Source organism: Streptomyces sp. HUAS CB01 (assembly GCF_030406905.1).
Classification (GTDB): Bacteria; Actinomycetota; Actinomycetes; order Streptomycetales; family Streptomycetaceae; genus Streptomyces; species Streptomyces chengbuensis.
In genome coordinates this window covers 6,407,205-6,430,981 of the sequence record NZ_CP129137.1, presented here as the reverse complement: position 1 = coordinate 6,430,981, position 23,777 = coordinate 6,407,205, and the positions used below count along the sequence as shown (strand labels likewise).

At 73.9% G+C, this 23,777-nt stretch carries 20 protein-coding genes; 11 read left to right on the top strand and 9 right to left on the bottom strand.

All coding sequences use genetic code 11. The annotated features are described in order from the left end of the window. Nucleotides 1-245 precede the first annotated feature (245 nt). Complete coding sequence (locus QRN89_RS28305; protein ID WP_290352240.1) at nt 246-1,433, top strand: DUF418 domain-containing protein; 1,188 nt, start codon at nt 246-248, stop codon at nt 1,431-1,433. A 154-nt stretch (nt 1,434-1,587) separates the two neighbouring features. On the opposite strand, the gene alc is transcribed toward QRN89_RS28305, so the two are convergent. Together alc and allB are read right to left on the bottom strand one after the other, a co-directional pair. Beyond that, on the bottom strand, nt 1,588-2,709 hold the full coding sequence (gene alc, locus QRN89_RS28300) for an allantoicase (RefSeq protein WP_290352239.1): 1,122 nt from the start codon (nt 2,707-2,709) through the stop codon (nt 1,588-1,590). A gap of 4 nt (nt 2,710-2,713) precedes the next feature. After that, nucleotides 2,714-4,066: an allantoinase AllB gene (gene allB / locus QRN89_RS28295; protein WP_290352238.1), complete on the bottom strand. Its 1,353-nt coding sequence runs from the start codon at nt 4,064-4,066 to the stop codon at nt 2,714-2,716. Nucleotides 4,067-4,400: 334 nt separating this feature from the next. On the opposite strand from allB, the gene QRN89_RS28290 reads away from it, so the two are divergent. Continuing rightward, nucleotides 4,401-5,207 (top strand): IclR family transcriptional regulator, encoded by an 807-nt coding sequence (locus QRN89_RS28290; RefSeq protein WP_290352237.1) that lies wholly within the window; start codon nt 4,401-4,403, stop codon nt 5,205-5,207. Nucleotides 5,208-5,464: 257 nt separating this feature from the next. Here QRN89_RS28290 and QRN89_RS28285 read toward each other — a convergent pair whose 3' ends face one another. Both QRN89_RS28285 and QRN89_RS28280 read right to left on the bottom strand, forming a co-directional pair. Then, nucleotides 5,465-6,178, bottom strand: coding sequence for a class I SAM-dependent methyltransferase (locus QRN89_RS28285; protein ID WP_290352236.1), 714 nt, complete (start codon nt 6,176-6,178; stop codon nt 5,465-5,467). 127 nt (nt 6,179-6,305) lie between these two features. Beyond that, nucleotides 6,306-6,617, bottom strand: a complete 312-nt coding sequence (locus QRN89_RS28280) for a DUF5955 family protein (protein WP_290352235.1) — start codon at nt 6,615-6,617, stop codon at nt 6,306-6,308. A 368-nt stretch (nt 6,618-6,985) separates the two neighbouring features. On the opposite strand from QRN89_RS28280, the gene QRN89_RS28275 reads away from it, so the two are divergent. The 3 genes from QRN89_RS28275 to QRN89_RS28265 all read left to right on the top strand — a co-directional run bounded on the left by QRN89_RS28275 (nt 6,986) and on the right by QRN89_RS28265 (nt 10,632). Next, nucleotides 6,986-7,597, top strand: a complete 612-nt coding sequence (locus QRN89_RS28275) for a nucleotidyltransferase family protein (RefSeq protein ID WP_290352234.1) — start codon at nt 6,986-6,988, stop codon at nt 7,595-7,597. Nucleotides 7,598-7,928: 331 nt separating this feature from the next. Beyond that, the gene (aceB, locus tag QRN89_RS28270; RefSeq protein ID WP_290352233.1) at nt 7,929-9,551 is read left to right on the top strand and encodes a malate synthase A; all 1,623 of its coding nucleotides are present in this window, start codon (nt 7,929-7,931) and stop codon (nt 9,549-9,551) included. A gap of 475 nt (nt 9,552-10,026) precedes the next feature. Beyond that, complete coding sequence (locus QRN89_RS28265) at nt 10,027-10,632, top strand: arsenate reductase/protein-tyrosine-phosphatase family protein (protein WP_290352232.1); 606 nt, start codon at nt 10,027-10,029, stop codon at nt 10,630-10,632. An 84-nt stretch (nt 10,633-10,716) separates the two neighbouring features. Here QRN89_RS28265 and QRN89_RS28260 read toward each other — a convergent pair whose 3' ends face one another. Together QRN89_RS28260 and QRN89_RS28255 are read right to left on the bottom strand one after the other, a co-directional pair. Further along, a complete protein-coding gene (locus tag QRN89_RS28260) occupies nt 10,717-12,543 on the bottom strand; it encodes a DUF4012 domain-containing protein (protein ID WP_290352231.1) in 1,827 nt (608 codons plus the stop codon). A 42-nt stretch (nt 12,544-12,585) separates the two neighbouring features. Further along, nucleotides 12,586-13,227: a sugar transferase gene (locus QRN89_RS28255; RefSeq protein ID WP_490235920.1), complete on the bottom strand. Its 642-nt coding sequence runs from the start codon at nt 13,225-13,227 to the stop codon at nt 12,586-12,588. Between the two features lie 200 nt (nt 13,228-13,427). Here QRN89_RS28255 and QRN89_RS28250 point away from each other — a divergent pair, with 200 nt between their 5' ends. The 6 genes from QRN89_RS28250 to QRN89_RS28225 all read left to right on the top strand — a co-directional run bounded on the left by QRN89_RS28250 (nt 13,428) and on the right by QRN89_RS28225 (nt 20,033). After that, on the top strand, nt 13,428-14,426 hold the full coding sequence (locus QRN89_RS28250; protein ID WP_290352230.1) for a UDP-glucuronic acid decarboxylase family protein: 999 nt from the start codon (nt 13,428-13,430) through the stop codon (nt 14,424-14,426). Continuing rightward, entirely contained in the window at nt 14,423-15,352 is a 930-nt protein-coding gene (locus QRN89_RS28245; RefSeq protein WP_290352229.1) for a WecB/TagA/CpsF family glycosyltransferase, read from the top strand. The genes QRN89_RS28250 and QRN89_RS28245 overlap by 4 nt, the downstream gene beginning before the upstream one ends. Next, nucleotides 15,349-16,686, top strand: a complete 1,338-nt coding sequence (locus QRN89_RS28240) for a glycosyltransferase family 4 protein (protein WP_290352228.1) — start codon at nt 15,349-15,351, stop codon at nt 16,684-16,686. The genes QRN89_RS28245 and QRN89_RS28240 overlap by 4 nt, the downstream gene beginning before the upstream one ends. Nucleotides 16,687-16,769: 83 nt before the next feature. Continuing rightward, entirely contained in the window at nt 16,770-18,017 is a 1,248-nt protein-coding gene (locus QRN89_RS28235; protein ID WP_290352227.1) for a glycosyltransferase family 4 protein, read from the top strand. Continuing rightward, nucleotides 18,011-19,216: a glycosyltransferase family 4 protein gene (locus QRN89_RS28230; protein ID WP_290352226.1), complete on the top strand. Its 1,206-nt coding sequence runs from the start codon at nt 18,011-18,013 to the stop codon at nt 19,214-19,216. Before QRN89_RS28235 ends, QRN89_RS28230 begins: the two co-directional genes overlap by 7 nt. Beyond that, the gene (locus QRN89_RS28225; protein ID WP_290352225.1) at nt 19,203-20,033 is read left to right on the top strand and encodes an FkbM family methyltransferase; all 831 of its coding nucleotides are present in this window, start codon (nt 19,203-19,205) and stop codon (nt 20,031-20,033) included. Before QRN89_RS28230 ends, QRN89_RS28225 begins: the two co-directional genes overlap by 14 nt. A gap of 102 nt (nt 20,034-20,135) precedes the next feature. Here QRN89_RS28225 and QRN89_RS28220 read toward each other — a convergent pair whose 3' ends face one another. The 3 genes from QRN89_RS28220 to QRN89_RS28210 all read right to left on the bottom strand — a co-directional run bounded on the left by QRN89_RS28220 (nt 20,136) and on the right by QRN89_RS28210 (nt 23,735). Next, nucleotides 20,136-20,903: a class I SAM-dependent methyltransferase gene (locus tag QRN89_RS28220; RefSeq protein WP_290352224.1), complete on the bottom strand. Its 768-nt coding sequence runs from the start codon at nt 20,901-20,903 to the stop codon at nt 20,136-20,138. Nucleotides 20,904-21,018: 115 nt separating this feature from the next. Further along, nucleotides 21,019-22,179 (bottom strand): glycosyltransferase family 4 protein, encoded by a 1,161-nt coding sequence (locus QRN89_RS28215; protein ID WP_290352223.1) that lies wholly within the window; start codon nt 22,177-22,179, stop codon nt 21,019-21,021. 2 nt (nt 22,180-22,181) lie between these two features. Further along, entirely contained in the window at nt 22,182-23,735 is a 1,554-nt protein-coding gene (locus QRN89_RS28210) for an oligosaccharide flippase family protein (protein ID WP_290352222.1), read from the bottom strand. Between the last annotated feature and the right edge of the window lie 42 nt (nt 23,736-23,777).

The window sequence follows — 23,777 nt, the reverse complement described above, 5'->3', positions numbered from 1 at the left end:
GGCGGACCGCGGTCCGGCGAGGGGGCGGCCGGGCCGGGCCCTCGTCCTCATGCGGGCGCGGCCCTTCGGACGTCGCGCATGCCGGACGCGATCCGAGGGCCCCGCCGCCCGGAGGTCGTACGCGGTCCGGGGCCGTGCGTGCCGGGAAGTCGTAGCCGGCCCCGTCTCCGCTACATCCTTCGGTGTACGGCCCGTTCGTCACGCGCCATGACGAATCGCCGCACGACGCCGCGGACGATGAGGACATGACCGAGACCCTGTCCACCCCGGCCGGCACGCGACGCCCCCCGGGCGGGCGGCTGGCCCTGCTCGACGTACTGCGCGGGACCGCCGTCCTCGGCACGCTGATGACGAACGTGTGGGTCTTCACCGCACCCGGCGCGGAGTGGGGAATCCTCGCGGGCGCAGGCGGCATGCCGGGGTTCGCCTCCCTGCCCGACGCGGCCGAGTCCCTGTTCCGGCTCGCCGCGGACGGCAAGTTCCTCTCCATGCTGACGATCCTCTTCGGCGTCGGCATCGCCATCCAGTTCGACTCCGCCGCCCGGCGCGGGCTGCCCTGGCCGCGCACGTACCGGGGGCGGGCGCTGTTCCTCCTCGCCGAGGGCACCGTGCACTTCGTCCTGGTCTTCGCATGGGACGTCCTCATGGGGTACGCGGTCACGGCGCTGCTCGTCGCCTGGCTGCTGACCCGCTCCGACCGGGCCCGCAGCCGGGTGATGTGGTGGGCCGGCGGTCTGCACCTGCTGCTGATGGCCGGGGTGACCGCGGCCCTGGTCGCGCTCGGGGACGAGGGCGGCGGGGGCGACGGCGGCGTCCCGCCCGAGGTCGTCGAGCTGTACGCCCACGCCGGTTACGCCGAGCAGATCGCCTTCCGCCTGGAGAACGCCGTCGCCCTGCGTCTGGAGCCGGTGCTGACGTTCGGTCTGCTGCTCTTCCTGTTCCTGCTCGGCGTACGGCTGTACCGGGCAGGGGCGTTCGGCGCCGACGCGGCCGGGCGGCGCATACGCATCCGGATGCTCTGCTGGGGACTGGGGCCGGGAGTACCGCTGACCGCGCTGTCCGCCCTCGCCGCACCCGACGGCTTCCTGCTCGGGCGCTACTGCGCCGCCCCCTTGGTGGCCGTCGGCTACATCGGCCTGATCGGCACCGTCGTGGACCGGCTCCGCCGCGAGGGCCCGCTCACGAAGGGACTCACCTCGGTCGGGCGGACGGCGCTGTCGGCGTATGTGCTGCAGAACGTCCTGTGCGTGCTCGTCTCGTACGGCATCGGTCTCGGCCTCGCGGCACGGCTCGGCGATTCCGGCCGGCCGTGGTGGGTGATGGGGCTGTGGGCGGCGGTGTGCTCCGTGCTGATGGCGGGCTCCGCGCTGTGGCTGCGGAGGTTCTCCAAGGGCCCGCTGGAGTCGGTGCAGATCAGGATCCTGCGGCGCTGAGGCCGCGCACGACCGCGACGGGCGGCGAGGCGCACCGGGGCCGGCGGCTCCGGTGCGCCCCACGCCTTCCGGGACGCGTCCGGCCCCGCGGGGCAGGTGTCGTGGCCCGCCCCACGGCAGGTGCCGGCGGTGACCGGTCCGGAGGGGCGCGGGGTCAGCCGCCCAGTTCCCGGTGGCGGGCCGCCAGCTCCGCGGTTCCCTGCCCGGTGAGCGAGCCGAAGAGGCGCAGCCGGGAGAAGCCCCCGTCCGGGAAGATGTCGATGCGGACGTGCGTGCCGACCGCCGGGGTGTCCAGTACGAAACGGTGGTTGGTGTCGGGCTGGAGGCGGGTGCGCGGCAGGAACTCGGTCCACTCGCCGTCCTCGCCGGTCCTGACGGACAGGGAGGCCCAGCCGGCGGAGTTGCCCTTGAGGTAGGCGGTGTCGATCTCGACGGCACGGATCTCGGACTCGGCGACCAGCCGGTACCGGATCCAGTCGTTGCCCTGGTCGCGGCGGCGCGCGGTCTCCCAGCCGTCGTCCATCTTGCGGGAGCGGCCCGGGTTGATGGTGTTGGCGGGCGGCGAGTAGAAGCGGTTGGAGGCGTCCTGCACCGCCCCGCCGTTCTCCAGTGCCACGACGTCGAAGGTGCCGAGCGTGGCGAGCCACTTCGGGTCCGGGACGACCTCTCCGTACACGCGCAGCCGTGCGATGCCCCCGTCGGGGTGCTGGTTGACGCGCAGATGCGTGAAGCGCTGTTCGGCGGTGACCTCGAAGCCGTTGGCGGCGTGACCGCCCACGGGCGTGCGGGGCACCAGGGTCGTCCACTTCACGCCCTCGGAGAGGAGTTCCTCCGGGGTGGGCGCGCCCTCGGCCCCTTCCCAGGCGGTCCCCTCGACGGAGACGGCCTGCGGCATGTTGCCCCGGAAGTGCGCGGTGTCGACGACGATGCCGCGGATCACGCCGGGCGCGCCGAGGCGGACCAGCGCCCAGTCGTGGTCGTCGGCCGTGGGCCAGGGCCGCTCGGCCGAGGCACCGCGGCGGCGCCGCGTCTCCCAGCCGTCCATGATCTTGCCCTTGTGGCCGAAGTGCTCGGGGTCGAACTCTGCGGGCTCGGGGACCAGCAGGTTCTCCCGCTGGGCGAAGAACTCGTCGTTCGCGGCGATCACACCGGCGCCGAGCCGGCGGTCGGCGAGGTTCGCGAGACCGGTGAACGGGAAGTCCGCGGTGCGGTAGTCGGCGTACGGGTCGCCGCCCCCGTACGGGTGCGCGTTGCCGGTGAAGGACGGTATCGCCACGGTGTCAGTCGTTCCTTTCGAGCAGCCGGCCGGTGGGCTCGGCGACGGTGCCGTTCTCCACGATCCGCGTGCCGCGCAGCCATGTCGACTTGACGACACCGTGCAGGGTCTTGCCCGCGTAGGCGGTGACCTGGTTGCGGTGGTGGAGTTCGGCGGGGTCGACGGTGAAGGTCTCGTCGGGGGCGAGGACGGCGAAGTCGGCGTCGCGTCCGGCCTCGATGGCCCCCTTCTGCGTGAGGCCGGCGAGCGCCGCCGGAGCGGAGGACATCCAGCGGACGACGTCCTCCAGGGTGTGGCCGCGTCCGCGCGCCTCGGTCCAGACCGCCGGCAGGCCCAGCTGGAGCGAGGAGATGCCGCCCCAGGCGGAGGCGAAGTCCGGGGTCTTCAGATCACCGGTGCAGGGCGAGTGGTCGGAGACGACGCAGTCGATCGTGCCGTCGGCGAGCCCCTGCCAGAGCACGTCCCGGTTCCGCGCCTCGCGGATCGGCGGGCAGCACTTGAACTCGGTGGCTCCGTCGGGGACTTCCTCGGCGGTGAGGGTGAGGAAGTGCGGGCAGGACTCGACGGTGATCCGCACGCCCTCGGCCTTGGCTGCCGCGATCAGCGGCAGCGCGCCGGCGGAGGACAGGTGCAGCACGTGCACCCGTGCGTCCAGGCGCCGGGCCTGCGCGACGAGGTTCGCGATCGCCGTGTTCTCCGCTTCGCGGGGGCGGGAGGCGAGGAAGTCGGCGTACCGGGGGCCCGGCCGCTGGGGCGCGGCGGCCAGGTGGTGCGGGTCCTCGGCGTGGACGATCAGCAGCCCGCCGAAGCCGGCGATCTCGGCCAGGGAGAGGGCGAGCTGTTCCTGGTCGAGTTCGGGGAACTCGTCGACGCCCGACGGCGAGAGGAAGCACTTGAAGCCGAAGACACCGGCGTCGTACAGCGGGCGCAGCTCCTTGACGTTCCCGGGGATCGCTCCGCCCCAGAACCCGGTGTCCACATGCGCCTTGGGCCGCGCCACGTCCTGCTTGACGCGCAGGTTGCCGACCGTGGTCGTGGGCGGGAGGGAGTTCAGCGGCATGTCCAGCAGCGTGGTGACGCCCCCGGCGGCGGCCGCGCGGGTGGCGGTCCAGAAGCCCTCCCACTCGGTGCGGCCGGGGTCGTTGACGTGGACGTGCGTGTCGACGAGACCGGGCAGGACGACATGGTCGCCGACGTCCTCGAGCCGGGCGCCTGACGGCACCTCGGCGTCGTGCGGAAGCACCGCCGCGATCCTTCCGCCGGCGACGGCGACCGACGCGGGCCGCGTGCCGTCGGGGGTGATGACACGCGTCGAGCGCAGCACCAGATTCACGTCCGTGACGTGCCTGTCGGACACTCTGCCCCTCGCTTCCGTACCGCCGCACTTCCGCACAGCGAAATTCAACGAACTGTTGAAAGAGTCTTCCCCTCCGCCTCCTGACAGTCAAGGCCTCCCCGGGTCGATCCCGCCCCCTCGGTCACGATCAGAGGTTTCCACAGAGTGGAACTATAATTTCGAGAAGCAGAACGTATCTATGCACAGCGGGGTCGTCGCGGGACCATCGGAGATGACCGGCCACACGCGGACAAACGCGCCCTGACCGGCCTCGACGCCTCCGCGCGAGCAGTGTGCGCCGCGACACCGCCCGGTAGGCTGCTACCTTGCCCGTCCGCCTGAAAGGACCGTTGACGTGCCGACGTCCAGCGCCAGCACCACCGACGCCGCCAAGCCCGCCGCGAACAGCGGCGGTGTGCAGTCCCTCGAGCGCGCCTTCGACCTGCTCGAGCGGATGGCCGATGCCGGGGGCGAGGTCGGGCTGAGCGAGCTCTCCGCGAGCAGCGGGCTCCCGCTGCCCACGATCCACCGTCTCATGCGCACCCTCGTCGCCTGCGGCTACGTCCGCCAGCAGCCGAACCGCCGCTACGCCCTCGGCCCCCGGCTGATCCGCCTCGGCGAGAGCGCCTCCCGGCTGCTCGGCACCTGGGCCCGCCCGTACCTCGCGCGCCTCGTGGAGGAGACCGGCGAGACGGCGAACATGGCGCTGCTCGACGGCGACGAGATCGTGTACGTGGCACAGGTGCCGTCCAAGCACTCGATGCGGATGTTCACCGAGGTCGGGCGCCGGGTGCTGCCGCACTCCACGGGTGTCGGCAAGGCGCTCCTCGCCCACTTCCCGGCGGACGAGGTCCGGGCCCTGCTCGCCCGCACCGGCATGCCGGCCGCCACGGAGAAGACGATCACCACCCCCGAGGGCTTCCTGGAGGCACTGGAGCAGGTGCGCCGCGCGGGGTACGCCGTCGACGACAACGAGCAGGAGATCGGGGTGCGCTGCCTCGCCGTCCCGGTGCCCGACTCCCCGACCGCCGCGGCGATCTCCATCTCGGGCCCCGCGGGCCGGGTGACGGAGGCAGCGACCGAGAAGATCGTCCCGGTCCTGCAGACGGTGGCGCAGGAACTCTCCGAGGCGCTGGCGAACACGTCGGCGCCCCGGGAGTAGACACCGGCCGCGCCGCGCGGGGCACGACGCCCGGTGGGCAACCCCCGGCGCCGACGCCCGGTGCCCGCCACGTCCCGTCCGGCGGCCCGGCGGCCCGGTGGCCCGGTGGCCCCGACGAGGGCGTCAGCCGCCGCAGCCGAATGAGCCTGGCCGGGGCGCGCGGGCCCGGGTTCCGGCCGCTGCTCGCGCGCGCCCCGCCCGCGCCGGGGGACGCTCGCGAACGCGCCCATGGACGCGGGGCGCGCCACCCGCGACGCTCACGCCCTGCGCCGTGCCACCACCATCGCGCAGCGCGGGGTCCCGTCGGACCGGCGCCCGAGACCGTCGAGGGGCGTCAACTCCACGTCGAAGCCGACCTGTCGCAGCTCGGCGAGCACCTCGCCGATCGGGAACGTGCGGTAGTACATGACGAAGCGGGGCCGCCACACGCGGTTGCGCACGCGCATCACGGTGTCGAATCCGAGCATCGCCCAGTACGGCAAGGTCCCGAAGTGCGGCGGCGCGCCGACGGGGAAGGCGAAGACCCCGCCTGGTCGGAGCGCGGAGTACACCTGGGCGAAGAGCCTCGGGCGCTCCGCCGGCAGGAAGTGCCCGAAGGCACCGAAGCTCACCGCCAGATCGAAGACCGGGCGGAACGGCAGGGCGCGGGCGTCGGCACGGACCCAGTCCGCCGTGGGGCGGGCCCGGCGGGCCTCACGCAGCATCCCGGCGCTGAAGTCGACCCCGACGGTCCGTTCCGCGCAGAGTTCGCGCAGCACTCGTGTGCCGGCGCCCGTGCCGCAGCACACGTCCAGCCCGTCCTGGAAGGGTCCCAGCGCTCTCAGCGCGCCGGCCGTCTCGTCGAGGATGCGGTCCGGGGTACGGAACGGCGTCAGGTCGAACTTGGGCGCGAGCAGATCGTACCCGCGCTCGACCGACGACAGCGCCTGCACGGCGAGTTCGCGGAGGGTGGGTCCCTGGGAGGTGAACATCAGCCACCAGGGTAGTCAGCGCGGGCGCGGAAGGGGGACCGACCGGCGGGATCGCACCCGGTCGGTGCGGGCACGGTGGGGCGCGCCCGGTGGACTCCGTCTCCGGGCCGGGCCCTGCGCCGGGACTTCAGCCCTTCGGCTCGCCGAACAGCTCCACCGCGTTCCGCACGTTGGTCAGTCCGGCCGCCAGTGCGCTGACCGAGCCGACCGCTCCGGCGATCAGGAGCAGGGACCGGCGGAGCCGCCGGATCTCCGGCACGCCGCTGAGCGCCATCGCGTCCATCGCCGCCAGTTCGTCGTCCGCGATGCCGCGGTCGGCGAACTCGGCCGGATGACCGGCGAGTTCGCGTCGGAGCCGGGAGACGGCGGCACGCAACTCCGTCACTCTCGGGTCCTCGCCACTCCGTGTCTCCCGCGTCTGCCCCACGCTCCGCAACAAAGCCCTCCCCCTCGCACGTCGTTGTGCTGCCCGGTGAACGACCCGCCGGACGGTGGTCAAACGCCTGGGGGCGCGGGCCAGTTAACGCCATTCCGTAGGCACTCCGCCACTCCGCGGTACGAATTTCAGCTCGACGTGTCCACTTCCGGCGCCTGGCTGGACACCGCGCGTACGGGATGCATGCGAGCCCCGGCCGGCGGCGGGTCCCGGTCGCGACGCCGCCGGACCGCCGCGGACCGGTGGCACGGGACGCGCACGGCGCGGGCCGCCCGCCACACCGGCGACGGGGACACGGGCCGGGGCACGGACCTCGGCACCGGGACCGGGTCGTCGCGCCACGGCGCCGCCCGATGAGGTAAGCAGGAAGCATGGCGCACACTTCAGACAAACCGCAGGTCGCAGGGCTGGTGCTGGCAGCGGGCGGGGGGCGCCGGCTGGGCGGCCGCCCGAAGGCCCTGCTGGAGCACCGCGGACGCCCCCTGGTGGAGAACGCGGTGCGGGTCCTGCGGGCGGGCGGGTGCCGGTCCGTGCACGTCGTACTGGGGGCGGCCGCGGACGAGGTCATGCGGCGGGCCGACCTGGCGGGCTGTGTCGTGTCCGTCAACCCGGACTGGGAGGAGGGCATGGGCTCCTCGCTGCGCGCGGGTCTGGCGTCACTCGCCTCCGCGGGCGGGGGCCAGGACGCCGCCCTGGTGTCGCTGGTGGACCAGCCCGGTATCGGTGCGGCGGCCGTCGCCCGGGTCGTCGCGGCGTGCGACTCGCCCTCCGCCCTGGTGTCGGCCGCCTACGACGGGCGCCGGGGCCACCCGGTGCTGTTCGGCGCCCGCCGCTGGGAGGCGGTGGCGGAGCGGGCCTCGGGCGACCGCGGCGCGCGGGACTACCTGGCGGAGCACGAGAAGGAGATCGCCCTCGTCGAGTGCGGGGACGTGGCGGAGGTGTACGACATCGACACACCGGAGGATCTGGCCCGCCTCGAGTGAGCCGGACGGGACCGGGCACCCGGCACGTCGGGCCGGTACCGGTACCACCACCGGTGCGCGGCCGCCACCACCACCGAGGTCCGGTCGCTTCGCGTGGCGTCGCGTGAGGACCGTGGCACCGAGCGCCACAGTATGTCGAGCAGAAGAATCTCGACATCAACAAACCATTGAACTTCCACCATGCGATAACTACTATCCACTGATCAGAAGCGCCGACCCCATGAACGGCGCCGACGGCCGCGCCTCACAGGGCCTGGCACCGAGTGCCACTCCGTTGGGTCCCGCAGCCGCCCGTACCGCCCGTGAAGCTCGCTGAAGGAAGTGACAGCTCATGTCCGCACCAGCGCCGTCGCCGCTGGCCATCGTCGAAGCCGAACCACTGCCCCGGCAGGAGGAGGTGCTGACCGACGCGGCACTCGCCTTCGTGGCGGAGCTGCACCGGCGGTTCACCCCCCGGCGTGACGAGCTCCTCGCCCGCCGCGCCGAGCGTCGCGCCGAGATCGCCCGGACCAGCACGCTCGACTTCCTCCCGGAGACCGCGTGGATCCGCGAGGACGAGGACTGGAAGGTCGCCCCGGCCCCGGCGGCGCTCGACGACCGCCGCGTCGAGATCACCGGCCCGACCGACCGCAAGATGACCATCAACGCCCTGAACTCTGGCGCGAAGGTCTGGCTCGCCGACTTCGAGGACGCGTCGGCGCCCACCTGGGAGAACGTGGTCCTCGGCCAGCTCAACCTGATCGACGCCTACGAGCGCCGCATCGACTTCACGGACCCGCGCACGGGCAAGTCGTACGCCCTCCGGCCCGCGGACGAGCTCGCCACCGTCGTGATGCGCCCCCGCGGCTGGCACCTGGACGAGCGCCATCTGCTCGTCGACGGCCGCCCGGTCCCCGGTGCGCTGGTCGACTTCGGGCTCTACTTCTTCCACAACGCCCAGCGGCTCATCGACCTCGGCAAGGGCCCGTACTTCTACCTCCCGAAGACGGAGTCGCACCTGGAGGCCCGCCTCTGGAACGACGTCTTCGTCTTCGCCCAGGAGCACGTCGGCATCCCGCAGGGCACCGTCCGCGCCACCGTCCTGATCGAGACGATCACGGCCGCGTACGAGATGGAGGAGATCCTCTACGAGCTCCGCGACCACGCGGCGGGCCTCAACGCCGGGCGCTGGGACTACCTCTTCTCGATCGTCAAGAACTTCCGCGACGGCGGGGCCGAGTTCGTCCTCCCGGACCGCAACGCGGTCACGATGACCGCGCCGTTCATGCGCGCGTACACCGAACTGCTGGTCCGCACGTGCCACAAGCGGGGCGCGCACGCCATCGGCGGCATGGCGGCCTTCATCCCGTCCCGCAAGGACGCCGAGGTCAACAAGGTCGCCTTCGAGAAGGTCAAGGCCGACAAGGACCGTGAGGCCGGGGACGGCTTCGACGGCTCCTGGGTCGCCCACCCGGACCTGGTGCCCATCGCCATGGCCTCGTTCGACGCGGTGCTGGGCGACAGGCCCAACCAGAAGGACCGCCTCCGCGAGGACGTGCACGTCACGGCCGCCGACCTGATCGACATCGCGTCCCTCCGCGCGCACCCCACGTACGAGGGCCTGCGCAACGCCGTCCAGGTCGGCATCCGCTACATCGAGGCCTGGCTGCGGGGTCTCGGTGCCGTCGCGATCTTCAACCTGATGGAGGACGCGGCCACGGCCGAGATCTCCCGCTCGCAGATCTGGCAGTGGATCAACGCGGGCGTCGTCTTCGAGAACGGCGAGAGGGCGACTCCCGAGCTGGCCCGCCGGGTCGCCGCCGAGGAGCTGGCAGCGATCCGCGACGAGATCGGCGAGGAGGCCTTCGCGGCGGGCAAGTGGCAGCAGGCGCACGACCTGCTGCTGCACGTCGCACTCGACGCGGACTACGCGGACTTCCTGACCCTGCCGGCGTACGAGCAGCTCGCCGGCTGACCGCACGTCGTCCCGACCCGCCGCCCCCTGGTACCGCACAGCACCAGGGGGCGTCGGCCGTCCGCTCGGCAACGTGACCGGAACCACACCGTCCGCCGGATATGCCCCGGAACAATCCCCGAAGGTTGACCGTTCATCTGTGCGTGGCTGCGGAGGGGACAGTGTCCCCGGGCCCCACCCATCGCCCATGGGGAAGATCGTTCGGCTGAAGCCCCATGGAGCCTTTCGCCGAGAGGCGACCGCCCTCCGCAGCCCCCGCTGACGACCCCGGTCGGTCCCCCCGCCGACCGGGGTCTTCCCTTGCCCGGACGTCTGCACGGATCTACCGGACGGATGCCTGCACGGAAGTCCGCGGGGTGCGATGCCGGTCCCGGGCGGCGGCCGCCCCGTCCCGGGGCCGGGCCTCCTGCCCGGCGGGACCGCCGCCCCGGCGAGGCGCACGGCCGAAGGCCACGACCGGCGGGAGAATCCCGCTGTGCTCCTTTCCCCTTCCGCGCCGGACCCGGAACGGGTGGTCCGGCCCTTCCGCGTACTCGTCGTCTGCACCGGCAATCTGCACCGCTCGCCGCTGGCCGAACGCCTGCTGACGGCCAGGCTCGCCTCCTCACCCGGAACGTTCGAGGTGAGCAGCGCCGGCACCGTCGGCACCACGGGGGCCCCGATGGATCCCGTCGCGGCGTCCCTTCTGGTCGAACTCGGCGGTGAACCCCGCGGCGCCCTCGCCCGCCGGCTGACCGCGGACCACGTGGAGGACTCCGACCTCGTCCTGGGGGCCGCGGCGGAACACCGGGAGGCGGTCGTGCGGCTCTCCCCGCTGTGGGCGCTTCGGCGTGCCTTCACCCTGCGGGAGTTCGCCCGGCTGCTGAGGCCGGAGGACGCCGCGGGCGTGGTGGACCCCGCCGGGCGGGCCGCGGCCCTGGTCGAGGGGGCCGCCGCCCGGCGGGGGAACACGGGCCGCTCGGACGACGACGATGTGGCCGACCCGCACGGCGCGCCTCCGGAGACGGCCCGCGAGGTGGCCCGGCGGATCGCCGAACCCGTGGACCGGATCGCCGCGGCCCTGCTCGCCGGCCTCCGCTGACCGGCGGCCGCGCGGGCCTCACGCCGCGCGCGGGACCCGGTCGCGCGGGTGCGGCCCATCCCGGCGGGCGCGAGGACCGGCGGTTCAGCCGTCGCACGGGCGGGGCGCCCGTGCCGTGATCCGCAAGGGCTGCACGAGCTGCTGCTGGAGCAGCCGCGGCGCGCGGTCCGAAGGGCGCTCGACGAGTTTCAGCACGAAGGTCCGGGTGGCGCCGCGGGGCAGCTCCATGTCGACCGTGTAGACCGGGTGGCCGCGTTCGGTCATCTGGTTGAGCATGGCGGGCCGGCCGTCCACCGTCGCCCTCGCCAGCCGTGCCCCCTCGGTCGCGTAGTACGAGACGAGCAGCCGGTTGTCGCCGGGACGGGTTCCGTAGGGCGGGCGGTCCACCCGCTGGGTGACGTAGTCGGGGAGACCCGAGCCCGGCGCCCGGTTCGTGAGCGACGCGGTCACGGTCACCTCGCGTCCGGCCGCCGTGCACCGTCCGGCCCTCCAGTCCATGCGGCGGTCGAGGTAGTAGTCGAGTTTGGTGCCGGCCGCGTTGTTGACGACCAGTCCGGCGAACGGGGCGGGGCCGTCGGGCAGGACGCCGGCGAAGGGATGTGCCGCCAGCTCGCGCTGCTCGGACGCGTGGGCGCTCCACACCTTCACCCGCCCCTCCCTCAGCTGGCCGCGCAGCGCCGCGAACAGCGCCGAGCGTCGCGCCGGGTCGTCGGCGCCGTCCAGCAGCACCTCCGACGTGGCGCGGGCGACGTCGAGGAAGAACGCCTTCCGTTCGGCGGTGTCCGGGAAGGCCGAGTAGCTGGTGCGCTCGGTCAGGTCCACCACGTTGGCGGCGGTGACGGCGGTTCCGTCGGGGAGCCTGGCGGGGCCGACGGCGGCGAGGAGCCCTGCCAGCGCGCCGGGGTCGAGGGAGAACGCGCCGTCCAGCCGCTGGCCGCTGTGCTCCCGCCACATGGCGCTCCAGATGCGTGCCGCGTGCGGGAAGTGCGGGCTGACGTTGGAGTTGACCCAGACACCGGTGGGCACGTGACGGCCGTACATCGCGGTGTACTCGGCCCCCAGGTCGACGGACGCCCGGACCTTCGCCAACTCGCTGTCGTTGCCGAAGCGTTCGAATCCCAGGTGGCCCCGGTCCGCGGTGAGGATCGCGAACGCGCCGGGCAGCCCGCCGGTTCCGCGGGCCTCCGCCGTGTTCTCGAAGACCACCAGGTACCGTCGCGGGCTCCTCTCGCCGAGCATGGACGGCATCACCCGCGCCGCGGCCGCGGCCTCGACCGTGGCGGGGACGATGCGGTCGAGCTGTCCGGCGAGCAGGGCCCGGGCCCGGTCGGCGGCCGGCAGCCAGGTGCTGCGGGGCAGACCGGCCACGTCGGCGCGTACGTCGGAGGCGCTGCGCGCTGCCTCGTGCAGGGCGGGAGCGGCGCGGCGCAGTGCGGAGAGGTCGAGGTGCCCGGCGTCCGTCCCGCTGCCGGCGACGAGTTCACCGGCCGTGCCGGCGAGGGGGGAGAGCACGTCGCGAGTCAGCCGGTCGGCCGCCTCGGCGGCGCCGCGCACGGTACGGACGGGACCGCCGATGACGGGCATGTGCGCGGCCGCGTACCAGGCCGGGCCGGTGGTGAGGCGGTGTGCTCCGGCCGCCCGGGCGGACGCCTCGCGCACGGCGTCCTCGGGGGTGCGCGTGGCCTGAGCGGCAGGCGAGCCGGGAGCGGCCTGGTGGCGCAGGGACTCCAGGCTCCGCTGGGCGGCGAGCAGTTCGTGGCGGGCGAGCACGCCGGTGACGACGATCCAGACGGCGCCGGCCACGATCAGTCCCGCGGCACCGCACACCGCGGCCAGGACGGGCCGGCGTCGGCACCATCGCCCCGCCCGGCGCACGAGGCGCGGCACGAAGCCTTGTTCCGGACGCGGCATGCGCGTCTCCCTCCGTGGGGCGGCCGTGCGTCGCACGCCGCGTCAGTAGGCGCCGTCGCCGCGCGCGACGGCCGGCAGGGTGCGCACGAGGATGCGCAGGTCCATGCGGATCGACCAGGCGCGCACGTACTCCAGGTCCAGACGGAGCGCCTCCTCCCAGCCGAGGTCGGACCGTCCGCCGATCTGCCACAGCCCGGTGAGGCCGGGCCGGACCAGCAGCCGCCGGCGTGCCTCCTCGGTGAACGCGGAGTCCCCGACCGGCAGCGGCCGCGGGCCGACCAGGGACATCTGGCCCCTGAGCACATTGACCAGCTGCGGCAGTTCGTCCAGGGACCAGCGGCGCAGCCAGCGGCCCGTCGTGGTGACCCGGGGGTCCTCGCGGATCTTGAACAGATGCCCGTCGGACTCGTTGCGGGCGTCGAGCGCGTCCCTCATCCGCTCCGCCCCGACGTGCATCGTGCGGAGCTTGAGGACCTCGAACTCCCGGCCGTACCGGCCCGTGCGCTTCTGCCGGAACAGCACCGGTCCCGGGGAGTCCGCCTTCACCGCCACGGCCACCGCGAGGAGCAGCGGCGACAGCAGCAGGAGCAGGGCGGCGGCTCCGACGACGTCGATCGTCCGTTTGACGGCCGGACGTCCGGGCTTCGGCCGTCCGGACCAAGCGGGACGGTGAGCGGCCGTCACTGCGACGGGTGAGGCCGCCCCACCGTCCTCTTCAACTGAACGGGGGAAAGTTGCCCATCGCGGAGGCATATTCAGTCACCTAACGTCTCGAATAGTCGATAACCGACAAATAGATGCAAACACGATGTCGGGGCAGGCCTCGGCAATGACACATCACCTTGCCGCCGCCGACCCGCGACGTGGCGGTCGAGAGGACCTTCATGCGTGCTGTAGTGACGGGTGGGGCCGGGTTCATCGGCTCCCATCTCTGCGAGCGCCTGCTCGCCGCAGACCACTCCGTGCTGTGCGTGGACAACCTCGTGACGTCCAGCGAGGACACCGTCGCCCACCTGATGGGCGATGCGCGCTTCCGGTTCGAGTGCCGGGACGTCACCGCGGGCCTGAGCGTGAGCGGACCGGTGGACGCCGTGTTCCACCTGGCCTCGCCCGCCTCCCCCGCGGACTACCTCAGACTGCCCCTGGAGACGCTGCGCGTGGGGTCGGCCGGCACCTGGCACGCCCTCGACCTGGCAGCCGCCAAGGGCGCCCGTTTCCTGCTGACCTCCACCTCGGAGTCGTACGGGGACCCGCAGGTCCACCCGCAACCGGAGAGCTACTGGGGTCACGTCAACCCGGTGGGCCCGCGTTCCGTGTACGACGAGGCGAAGCGCTTCGGCGAGGCCCTGACGATGGCGTACCGCAGGGACCGGGGCGTGGACGCCAAGATCGTGCGCATCTTCAACACCTTCGGTCCCCGGATGCGTCCGGACGACGGCAGGGCGATCCCGACGTTCATCCGCCAGGCACTGCGGGGAGAGCCGATCACGGTCACCGGGGACGGCACCCAGACCCGGTCCCTGTGCTACGTGGACGACCTGGTCGACGGGCTGTTGCGGATGATCGGGAGCAGCCACGGAGGGCCCGTCAACCTCGGCAATCCGCACGAGATCACCATGCTCGAACTGGCCCAGTGGATCAGCAAGCTCACCGAGTCCCCGTCCGAGATCGTGCTGGTCCCCCGGCCGCAGGACGATCCCGGCAAGCGCCGTCCGGCGATCACCCTCGCCCGCGAACTGCTGGACTGGAATCCCACGACACCGGTCGAGCACGGCCTTCGCGAGACCATCAAGGACTTCCGCCGCCGGATCGACTTCGACGACTTCGGCACCGTCCCCCGGCGGCATCCCGTCACCGTGCTGAACGGCACGGCCCGTCGATGACGGCGCTCGGCGATCGAACGGCGAACGACACAGCGGCCGCCCCCGTGGTCTCGTGCCTGGGCGTGCCCGTCACGGCGCACACCCGTGAAGGCGCGGCGCGCCGGGTGGTGCACCGCGCCCTGCACGTCCGAAAGGCGCGCGAGGCTCACCGGGCGGGGGAAGGCGGCGGAACCGCCGCCGCCCCGGTGGGGAGTGACGTGCACCTGTGCAACGCCTACACCCTCGCCCTCGGCGACAGGGATCCGGCCCTGCTGAGGACCCTCCGCTCGGCGTTCCTCAATCTCGCCGACGGACAGCCCGTGGTCTGGGCGAACCAACTCCTCCACCGGGGCACGGCCCTGCCGCGCAGACGGGTGTACGGCCCGGACCTCATGCTGGACGTCTTCTCCATGAGCCAGGGCACGGGACTGCGCCACTATCTGCTGGGCTCCACACCGGAGGTGCTGGCGGCGTTGCAGCGCGAACTGCGGCGGCGCTTCCCCCGGGCCGTGCTCGCCGGGACCTGCTCCCCGCCGTTCCGGTCGCTGACCTCCCAGGAGCTGCGGGGGCAGGAGGACGACATCCGTGCCGTCGGTGCCGACATCGTCTGGGTGGGCCTGGGCACCCCGTTGCAGGACCACCGGGCGGCCGAACTGAGCGCCGCACTGCCCGTGGTGAGCGTGGCGGTGGGCGCCGCGTTCGACTTCATCGCGGGCAGCAAACGGCAGGCACCGCCCTGGATGCAGAACGGCGGACTGGAATGGCTGTTCCGGCTGGGCTGCGAGCCGCGGCGGCTGTGGCGGCGCTATCTGTTCGGCAACGCCCGGTTCGTCGGGGGTGTCGTCCGGCAGGCGGCCCTCCGGACGCCACCGGGCGCGTCCGCCCCGCCGACGCGCCCCCCGGACGCCGGGACGGCGCTCGTCAGCAGGCGGGAGAGGGCGCGTTGACGGCTCCGACCGGTGAGGCCCCGGACGTACGCCACCGGCACGACGCCCCCCCGCCCGCCCCCGCCTCGCGGGCCCTGCGCATCGTCCTGGCGTCGTACGCGTGCGACCCGAGCCGCGGCACCGAGCCGGGCATGGGCTGGGCCTGGGCCGAGGCGCTGGCCCGGCGCGGACACACGGTCGAGCTGCTGACCCGCCCCCACGGCGGCAACACGGAGCACATCGGCAGGCGGATCGAGGCCCTCGGTCCGGTGGGGCGGCGGATCAGGACGCATGTCGTGCCGGCCCCGCCCCGCCCCTGGTGGGTCCGTCTGCTGCCGGGCTTCCTGCGCGGCCAGGCCCTGGAGTTCGTCCACTACGACGGATGGCAGCGGCGCGCCCTGGAACACGCGCGCGGCCACGGGCTCGGCGGCGCCGATCTGGTGCACCACGTGTCGTACGGCTCGCTCGTGGGCGGCAGCGCGCTGCGGCGGCTCGGACCGCCGCTGGTGTTCGGCCCCGTGGGCGGCGGGCAGACCGCGCCGCGCAGCCACCGCCGCTGGCTGGGACCCGCGTACTTCCAGGAGATGGTGCGGGAGCTGCTGTGGGTGCGGGGCATGAGCCTGCGTCCGACGTGCCGTGCGACGGTCCGGGAGGCGGCCCTGGTCCTCACCACCAATCGCGACACCGCGCGACGGGCCCGCCGCCTGGGCCGCGCCGATCCCCGCATGGTCCTCAGCGACGGTGTGCCCGACGAGTTGCTGCGGGAGCCCGCGCGGGAGGGGCCGGAGCGGCCGGACCGCCCGCCGACCGTGCTCTGGGTCGGGAGGCTCACCGCCATCAAGGCGCCGGAACTGGCCCTGAGGGCGTTCGCGCTCCTCTCGGACCGCGTTCCCGACGCCCGTTTCGTGGTGCTCGGGGACGGCCCGCTCCGCGCGGACCTGGAGCGGCTCACCGCCCGGCTGGGCCTCACCGGTTCCGTGTCCTTCCGGGGCCGGCTGCCCTGGAAGGACACCCTCGCCGCGTACGACGACGCGGACGTGCTGCTCTTCACCAGCCTCCGCGACTCCTTCGGCGTGCAGAACCTCGAGGCGTGGGCCCGCGGGCTGCCCGTGGTGCATCTCGACCACCAGGGCGTGGGGGACTTCTCCGCGCCGGGCTGCGCGGCCCCCGTACCGCTGGGCGACCCGGCGGACCTGCCGTGGCGCCTCGCCGACGCGCTGGCGGGGGTGCTCGCCGACGAGGAGGCCCGCCGCCGCACGGCGGAGGCCGGGCCTCGGTGGGCCAGGCAGCACACCTGGGCCGCGAAGGCCGAGTTCGCCGAGCGGCTGTACGAGGCCGTACTGAACCGTCGTTGACGTGCCGGGCCGGCGCGGGCCGTCGTCCCACGGCCGGCCCACCGCCCACCGCCCATCCGCGACCGGAAAGAGCAGCAGACCGCATGCCAGCACAAGAGGCACCCCGTCCCCGGACGGACCGTCCACCGGGCAACCCGGCGGCCCACCGCGTGGCGCTGGTGCACAGCTTCTACTCCTCCCGCCGGCCGAGCGGGGAGAACGCCGCCGTGCTCGACCAGGCGGAGGCGCTGCGCGCCGCCGGGCACGACGTCACCCTGGTCGCCGCCCACACCGACGCGCTGGAGACCGAGCGCGGCTACACCCTGCGTGCGGCGGTCCGGGTCGCCACGGGCCGCGGCAGGTCGCCGCTGGCAGAACTCCGCCGGCTCGGCCCCGACGTGGTGCACGTGCACAACCTGTTCCCCAACTTCGCCACCGACTGGCTGGACCGCTGGCCCGGCGCCGTGGTCGCCACGCTCCACAACTACCGGCCGGTGTGCGCGGCCGCCACGCTCTTCCGCGACGGGAAGACCTGCACCGCGTGCCCCGACGGCGACCGGTGGACAGGACTGCGGCACGGGTGCTACCGGGGCCGGCGCGGCGCGACGCTCCCCCTCACCTGGGCCGGGCGGCACGGAGCGGCGGCCCATCCCCTTCTGCGGCGCGCCGAGCGGCTGGTGGTGCTCTCCGAGCGCAGCCGGGACCTGTACCAGCGGTTCGGGGTGCCCCCGGAAAAGCTGGCCCTGGTACCCAACTTCGTCGCGTCGGGGAGTCCGGGGACCGGCCCCGGGGACCGGCCCGCGGCGGCCGCGCGATGGGTGTACGCCGGACGGCTGAGCGAGGAGAAGGGCATCCTGCCCCTGCTCCGGAACTGGCCGGAGAGCGAACCCCTCGACGTGATCGGTTCCGGACCGCTGGAGTCGGCGTGCAGGGAGGTCGCACCCGGCGCGGTCAGGCTGCTCGGCCCCCTCCCGCGCCAGGAGGTCGCCGCCCGGCTGCCGCGTTACACGGGTCTGGTCTTCCCCAGCGTCTGCCCCGAGTCCGCCACCGCGCTCGTGTGCCAGGAGGCGCTGGCGGCGGGAGTGCCGGTGCTCGCCCTCGCGGGCTCGGCGGCGGCGGACAGTGTGCGCAGGGACGGTACGGGGGCGGTCTACGGCGCCTCGGGCGAGCTGCCGCACGCCCTCGTGACGGCACGCGAGCGCTTCCCCCTGCTGCGTGAGCACTGCCGCCGGGTGCACGCCGAGCGGTACAGCGCACGGTCCTGGACGGCCGGCATCGAGGCCGTGTACGCGCAGGCCCTGGCGCGGGCCGCGAGCCGGCCGGCGGCCGCTGTCGCGGAGCCGTCGTGGTGACCGCCGGAAGCGGCCGGCGCCGCGTGGTCGTGGTGCAGCCGTACGTCCCGGGCTACCGCACGTCCTTCTTCGACCGGCTGCAGACACGGCTGGCCGCCGAGGGTGTGGAACTCGAAGTGCTGCACGGGCCCGCGCCCGCGCACCAGGCCGAACGCGGGGACGCCGCGTCCTGCGCCTGCGCGACCCAGGTCGACACCCGGCGCGTCGCCCTGCCGGGAGGAAGGTCCCTGCTCTGGCGCCGAGTGCGGCGCCGGGCCGCCTCCGCCGACCTCGTCGTCCTGGAGCAGGCGCTGCACAACCTGGAGGCGTACCCCCTGCTCCTCCGGTCGACGGGCCGCCCGCGGCGCGCCCCCCGGGTCGCGTTCTGGGGGCACGGCCGGACCTACACCAAGCCGCCGAGCCGCGTGGAAGCCGTCGCCAAGGGCGCCCTGACCCGGCTCGGATCCTGGTTCTTCGCCTACACCGAGGGCGGAGCGGCGCACGTCGCCTCCCGGGGCTTCCCCCGCGACCGGATCACCGTGGTGCGCAACTCCGTCGACACCGCGGAGCTCGTCGCCGCGCGCGCCCGGGCCGTGCGGCCGGGGACGGCGGAGTTCGCCGAGGCGGCGCTGCTGCGCGAGCGGTACGGCCTGACCGAGGGGCGCACCGCCCTGTACCTCGGAGGGCTGGACGCGCCCAAGCGGATCCCGTTTTTGCTGGAGTGCGCCGACCGCATCGCCGCCGAACTCCCGGGCTTCCGGCTGCTGGTGGCGGGCGACGGCGCCGACCGCCACCTGGTCGAGGCCGCAGCGAACCGGCCCGGCAGCCCGGTCGTCGCGGTGGGCCGGCGGGGCGGAGCGAGCGCCGGGCCGCTCGGGGCGGTGGGCGACGTCATGCTGATGCCGGGCCGGGTCGGACTCTGCGCGGTGGACTCCTTCGCCCTGCGCACGCCCGTCGTCACCACGGACTGGCCCTGGCACGCCCCCGAGTTCGAGTACCTGGCCGACGGCCGCAACGCGCTGGTCGCGCCGGACGACCCCACGGCCTACGTCGGCGCCGTGACCGCGCTGCTGCGCGACCCCGCACGGCTGGAGGCCCTCCGTACGGCCTGCCGGAGCGATGTCGCGGCGTACACGACGGAGGGCATGGCGGCGCGTTTCGGCGACGGGCTGCTGCAGGCGATGGAACGAGACCAAAGGAATCCGCATGCAGGTACATGAAGCCGGCCTCCTCGGCCGGACCGCCAAGGCCGCGGCGCCCCAGCTGTGCCGGCTGGCGAGCAGCCGGCGGATGCGGCAGGGGACCCGTCTGCTCGAGATCTACTTGGAGATCCTCCAGGGAAGGGGCGCCGGGACCGGCTGGGACCTGCGTGGCGAGATCGTCGCCGCGCGGCGCTGCCTCCGGGGCGTCGAGGCCCCGGTGGTCTTCGACGTGGGTGCGAACTACGGCCAGTGGTCGGCCGGGCTGCGCTCCGCCCTCGGCACGCGGAACGGCCGCTTCTTCCTGTTCGAACCACAGCCCGCGTGCCAGTCGGCCCTGGCCGGGGCCAGGATCCCGAACCAGGTGGTCATTCCCGCCGCGGTGAGCGACGAGGAGGGCTCCGCGACGATCTTCGCCGACACTCCGGGCTCGGGCGTGGCGTCCGTCCACCGCCGCCGCGACTCCTATTTCGGTGATATGACGGCACATCAGGAGAAGGTGCCGGTCACCACCATCGACCGCGAGGTCGAGAGGTGGGGGGTCGAGCGGATCGACCTGCTGAAGCTCGACATCGAGGGAGCGGAGTTCCAGGCCCTGCGCGGGGCGGCCGGCAGCCTCAGGGACCGGAGGGTGACGACCATCGCCTTCGAGTTCGGCTCGGCCAACGTCTACTCCCGCACCTTCTTCCGGGACTTCTGGGACCTGCTCTCCCCGCTCGGCTACCGGATGTGGCGGATCTGCCCCGGCGGGGTCCTGCTGCCCGTGCGGGAGTACACCGAGGAACTCGAGCACTTCCGCGGGGTGAGCAACTACCTGGCGTCCGTGAGGCCCGCGTGAGGACCCGGGCCGCCGCGGATGCCGCGTCCGCTCGGCGGAGCAGGGCGTCCTCGGTGGCCCGGGCGGTCGTCCGGACGGCGGCGCGGGCCCGTCCTACGTCCCCTACGCGTAGGCGAAGCAGGCGATCTCCGAGAAGACGGTCGGGTACCTGCGGGCCAGCCGGGTCCCCACACGGGCGTCGATGGGCCGCGGGCCGATGAAGTAGCCCGTGCGTTCCACCCGTGAGAAGCCGCAGCGGCCGGTCAGCATGAGCTCCAGTGACCGGTAGGTGAAGTAGTGCAGGTGGCCCTCGTCGTGCAGGTCCACCTCGCGGCCGGCGTACGTGGTGAGCCCTTCGTTGTCGGAGGCCGTGGAGGGGAAGCGCCCGAGCGCGAGCTTCACCCGGCGGGTCCACTTGGCGATGTTGGGCGTGTCCACGTACACGAATCCGCCGGGCCTGAGGAGCGAGCGGACATCGATCATGGCCCGGAGCGGATCCACGAGGTGCTCGATCAGGGCCACCATCAGCACGGCGTCGAAGGGCCCCTGGACGGTCGCGGAGGGCCGCTCCGCGTCCGTCTGCGCGAACCGGAACCGGGGGTCGGTGAAGTTCCGCCGCAGTCCGGCCATCCGGGCCTCGGACAGGTCGCCGAGGGTGTACGACCCGAACGGCACTCCCCCCGCGAGCAGACTCCGGGCGATCAGGCCGTTGCCGGCGCCGAGTTCCAGGACGTCCGCGCCTTTCGGGAGCCTCCGGGGCAGTTCGGCCACGGCCGCGGAGAACCGGTCCCTGGGCAGTGGCTGGTCGAGGCTGAGCGGGACGGGTGCCTCGCTCGTCGCGTCCGCCGCGTACTTGGTGTCGTAGTGCCTCGTGAGCTGGTGCTGTGACATGGGCCCTCCAGAGCCGGTTCGCGCGTGCGTCGGGATTCGATGGGGAGGAGGCCGGTGGTGGTGGACGCCCGCCCGGCGTACGGGGTCCGGGCGAGAGGCGGCGGGCGGTGCGGGGTCAGCAGGCCGTACGGAACCAGTCGACGTAGGCACGGGCCACGTCCTGGAGCCGGAAGTCGCCCTCGACGCGCTTCCGGGCCCGCTCGGCGAGCAGTGCCCGCCGCTCGTGGTCCCGGGCGAGCTCCGTCATGGTCGAGGCCAGCACCGCCGGGTCGTCGACGTCCGTCAGGGCGCCCGCGCGACCGCCGTCGAGCACCCAGGGCACCCCTCCGCTCCGGGCACCCGCCACGACCGGCACGCCGATCGCCATGGCCTCGAGGATCGTCAGGGGGAGGTTCTCCGCGAGGGACGGGTGGACCAGCACGTCGGCCTCCCGGGCGAGGCGCTGCGCCATGAGCGGATGGTCGGTGCGTCCGACGAAGTCCACCCCGTGGTGGAGCTCCTTCCCCACGGCCCAGCTCTCGGCGGGCCCGCCGGGGCCGAATCCATGGCCGAACGTCAGCAGTCGTGCCGTGGGAAGCCGGTCGCGCACGAGACGGAAGGCCTGCAGCAGCCCGGTTCCGTTCTTCAGCCGGCCCCACCCCTGCAACGCCGAGGCGAACACCGGTTCCGCGTCGCGGCGGGGAGCCCCGGCCCGTGGCAGGGAGTCGAGCAGCACGCCGTTGGGGATCACCTGGACGTGTCGCCGCACGCCCAGACAGCGCCGCAGATGCCGCACCGTGTACGGGCTGACGGCGCTCAGGGCGGTGGCCCGGTGCACGGCGGGCAGGGCCAGGCTGTGGCGCGTCCAGCGAAAGGCGCTGCGCATCTCCCAGGCGGCGCGGAGGGGCGCGTCGTGGGCGGTGACGCAGGACGGCAGTCCGCTGTCCGCCGCCGCGAGGGCGAACTCGTAGGTCCAGTGGGCGCTGATCACGTCGGCGGGGTGCGCACGCATGGCCGCGGCCAGCTCCCGGCGCTCGCGGCGGAAGAAGTCGCGCGCGCGGTGCCGGGCCTGGGGGCGCTGCGGTACGACGACGATCCGCAGCGGATCGCCGTCCCCGTACACACGACGCTCGCTCACCTCGGCGCTCAGGGCGTAGGCGGTCACCCGGTGTCCTTGTTCCAGCCAGGTGCGCACCAGCCAGCCGGTGTACGGGAACGCGTAGACGGGCGGGACGCCCTCCGGCAGCCGGTCGCGGAGCGTCGTGAGGTCCACGGGACCGGCAAAGCCGATGTGCATGGTCAGCTTCCTTTCACGTCGTCACGGGCCGCGGCGGCGAACCGGACTCCCGCTCCGAGTGGTTCGGGGCCGGCGTGCCGTGCTCGGGGGGCACGCAGCATCCCCGTCGCGGCGGCCACCGCGTACAGCGGAATCCGGCGGCGCAGGAGGGCGCAGAGCAGGACGACCGGCAGCATGCAGACGAGGCCGTAGCCGAGTCCGGCGGCCGGGGGACGGCCCGCGCCCCCCAGCGCGGCCGCACCACCCAGCCCGGCACCGATGACGGCGTGGATCGCGTGCATGCGCAGCGCCGTCCCCGTGTGCAGCAGGCCGGCCCGGTGCCAGCCGCCGATCTGCACCAGGTGCCCGGCCGCCTGCCCGAGCGCCGCCGCGCCGGCGAGGAGGACGAGGCTCTGCTCGGCGACCGCGACGGCGATACCGGCGAACGTGGTGGAGAGCACGGTCAGTTGGGTCGCCAGCACCACCCCGCCCGCGTGCCGGGTCTGGTCGACGATCATTCCGGACCGGCACAGCAGAGCCATGCCGGCCCCTGCCGCCGTGAGGGGCACCAGGGCGGTGGCGAGTGTCCAGCCCGGACCGAGCAGCAGTCCGAGCGCGGCCGGCCCGAGCCCGCACAGTGCCCCGAAGCCGACGAAGGTCGCCGCCGACGCGGCGCACACGACGTGCTCCGCCGCCCGGCCGCCGACGAGGCGGTCCGAGGCCCGGCGCTCGGCGAGCAGCGGGGTGGCCGCCGAGTTCAGGCCCTGGAAGAGGACTTGGGAGGGGAGGCCGACGAAGTAGGAGGCGCGGGAGTAGGCACCGGTGGCGCCCGCCCCGAAGAGGTGGCCGGCCGTCCAGGTGGGCGAGCTGGTGCCGACGAACTCCAGGAGGCCGAAGCCGGCCAGGAACCCCGAGGGCGCCAGCAGTTCTCGCGCCCGGACCGGAGGGCCGGGGGGCAGCGCGGGGCGGGCGGTGGGCCGGAGCGTGACGATCGCCAGGGTGACGGCCGCCGCCGCGGGCTGTGCGGCGGCCAGCCCGAGGGGGTTCCACCCGAGGGCGATCAGGGCCACCCCGACGGCGATGCCGCTCGCCTGGCCTGCGAGTTCGCAGGTGACCGCCGTGCGGGCCCGCCCGGTGCGGCGCAGCGTGGCGATCACCACCGTGGCCGCCGGCTGGACGAGGAACTGGCAGCCGAGCAGGCGGAGCAGCGGCGTCATCTCGGGCATGTCCCACAGCGAGCCGACCAGGGGGGCCGCCGTCTGGACCACCAGGAAGCAGAGGACCCCGCAGGCCGTCCCGAGTCGCCAGGCGGCGCGCACGGCGGGCCGCGTCAGCACCCCGGCCCGCAGTACATAGGTGGCCAGCCCGCCGTTGGACACGTACCCGAGCAACTGGATCATGGTGAGGGCGATGGCGTACGCGCCGAACGCGCCGGGCGTCACGGTCCGCCCGGTGTACATGGTGTACGCGAGCTGGAGCACCAGGAGCACGGCGGAGCCGGACCAGTTCCACCCCAGCCAGTGGAGGGCGGACCGGGCCCCGACCGCGGGGGCGTGGTCGGCGTCAGCGGGTTTCACGCAGGAACCACCTCATGCCGCACGAAGGGGAACGGCCGTACC

Bases quoted from the DNA above. Each gene is read 5' to 3' on its own strand.
- aceB (WP_290352233.1), top strand. From the start codon at position 7,929: ATGTCCGCACCAGCGCCGTCGCCGCTGGCCATCGTCGAAGCCGAACCA.
- QRN89_RS28235 (WP_290352227.1), top strand. From the start codon at position 16,770: ATGCCAGCACAAGAGGCACCCCGTCCCCGGACGGACCGTCCACCGGGC.
- QRN89_RS28215 (WP_290352223.1), bottom strand. From the start codon at position 22,179: ATGCACATCGGCTTTGCCGGTCCCGTGGACCTCACGACGCTCCGCGAC.
- QRN89_RS28220 (WP_290352224.1), bottom strand. From the start codon at position 20,903: ATGTCACAGCACCAGCTCACGAGGCACTACGACACCAAGTACGCGGCG.
- QRN89_RS28285 (WP_290352236.1), bottom strand. From the start codon at position 6,178: ATGTTCACCTCCCAGGGACCCACCCTCCGCGAACTCGCCGTGCAGGCG.
- QRN89_RS28250 (WP_290352230.1), top strand. From the start codon at position 13,428: ATGCGTGCTGTAGTGACGGGTGGGGCCGGGTTCATCGGCTCCCATCTC.
- QRN89_RS28275 (WP_290352234.1), top strand. From the start codon at position 6,986: ATGGCGCACACTTCAGACAAACCGCAGGTCGCAGGGCTGGTGCTGGCA.
- QRN89_RS28225 (WP_290352225.1), top strand. From the start codon at position 19,203: ATGCAGGTACATGAAGCCGGCCTCCTCGGCCGGACCGCCAAGGCCGCG.
- QRN89_RS28260 (WP_290352231.1), bottom strand. From the start codon at position 12,543: ATGCCGCGTCCGGAACAAGGCTTCGTGCCGCGCCTCGTGCGCCGGGCG.
- QRN89_RS28305 (WP_290352240.1), top strand. From the start codon at position 246: ATGACCGAGACCCTGTCCACCCCGGCCGGCACGCGACGCCCCCCGGGC.
- QRN89_RS28245 (WP_290352229.1), top strand. From the start codon at position 14,423: ATGACGGCGCTCGGCGATCGAACGGCGAACGACACAGCGGCCGCCCCC.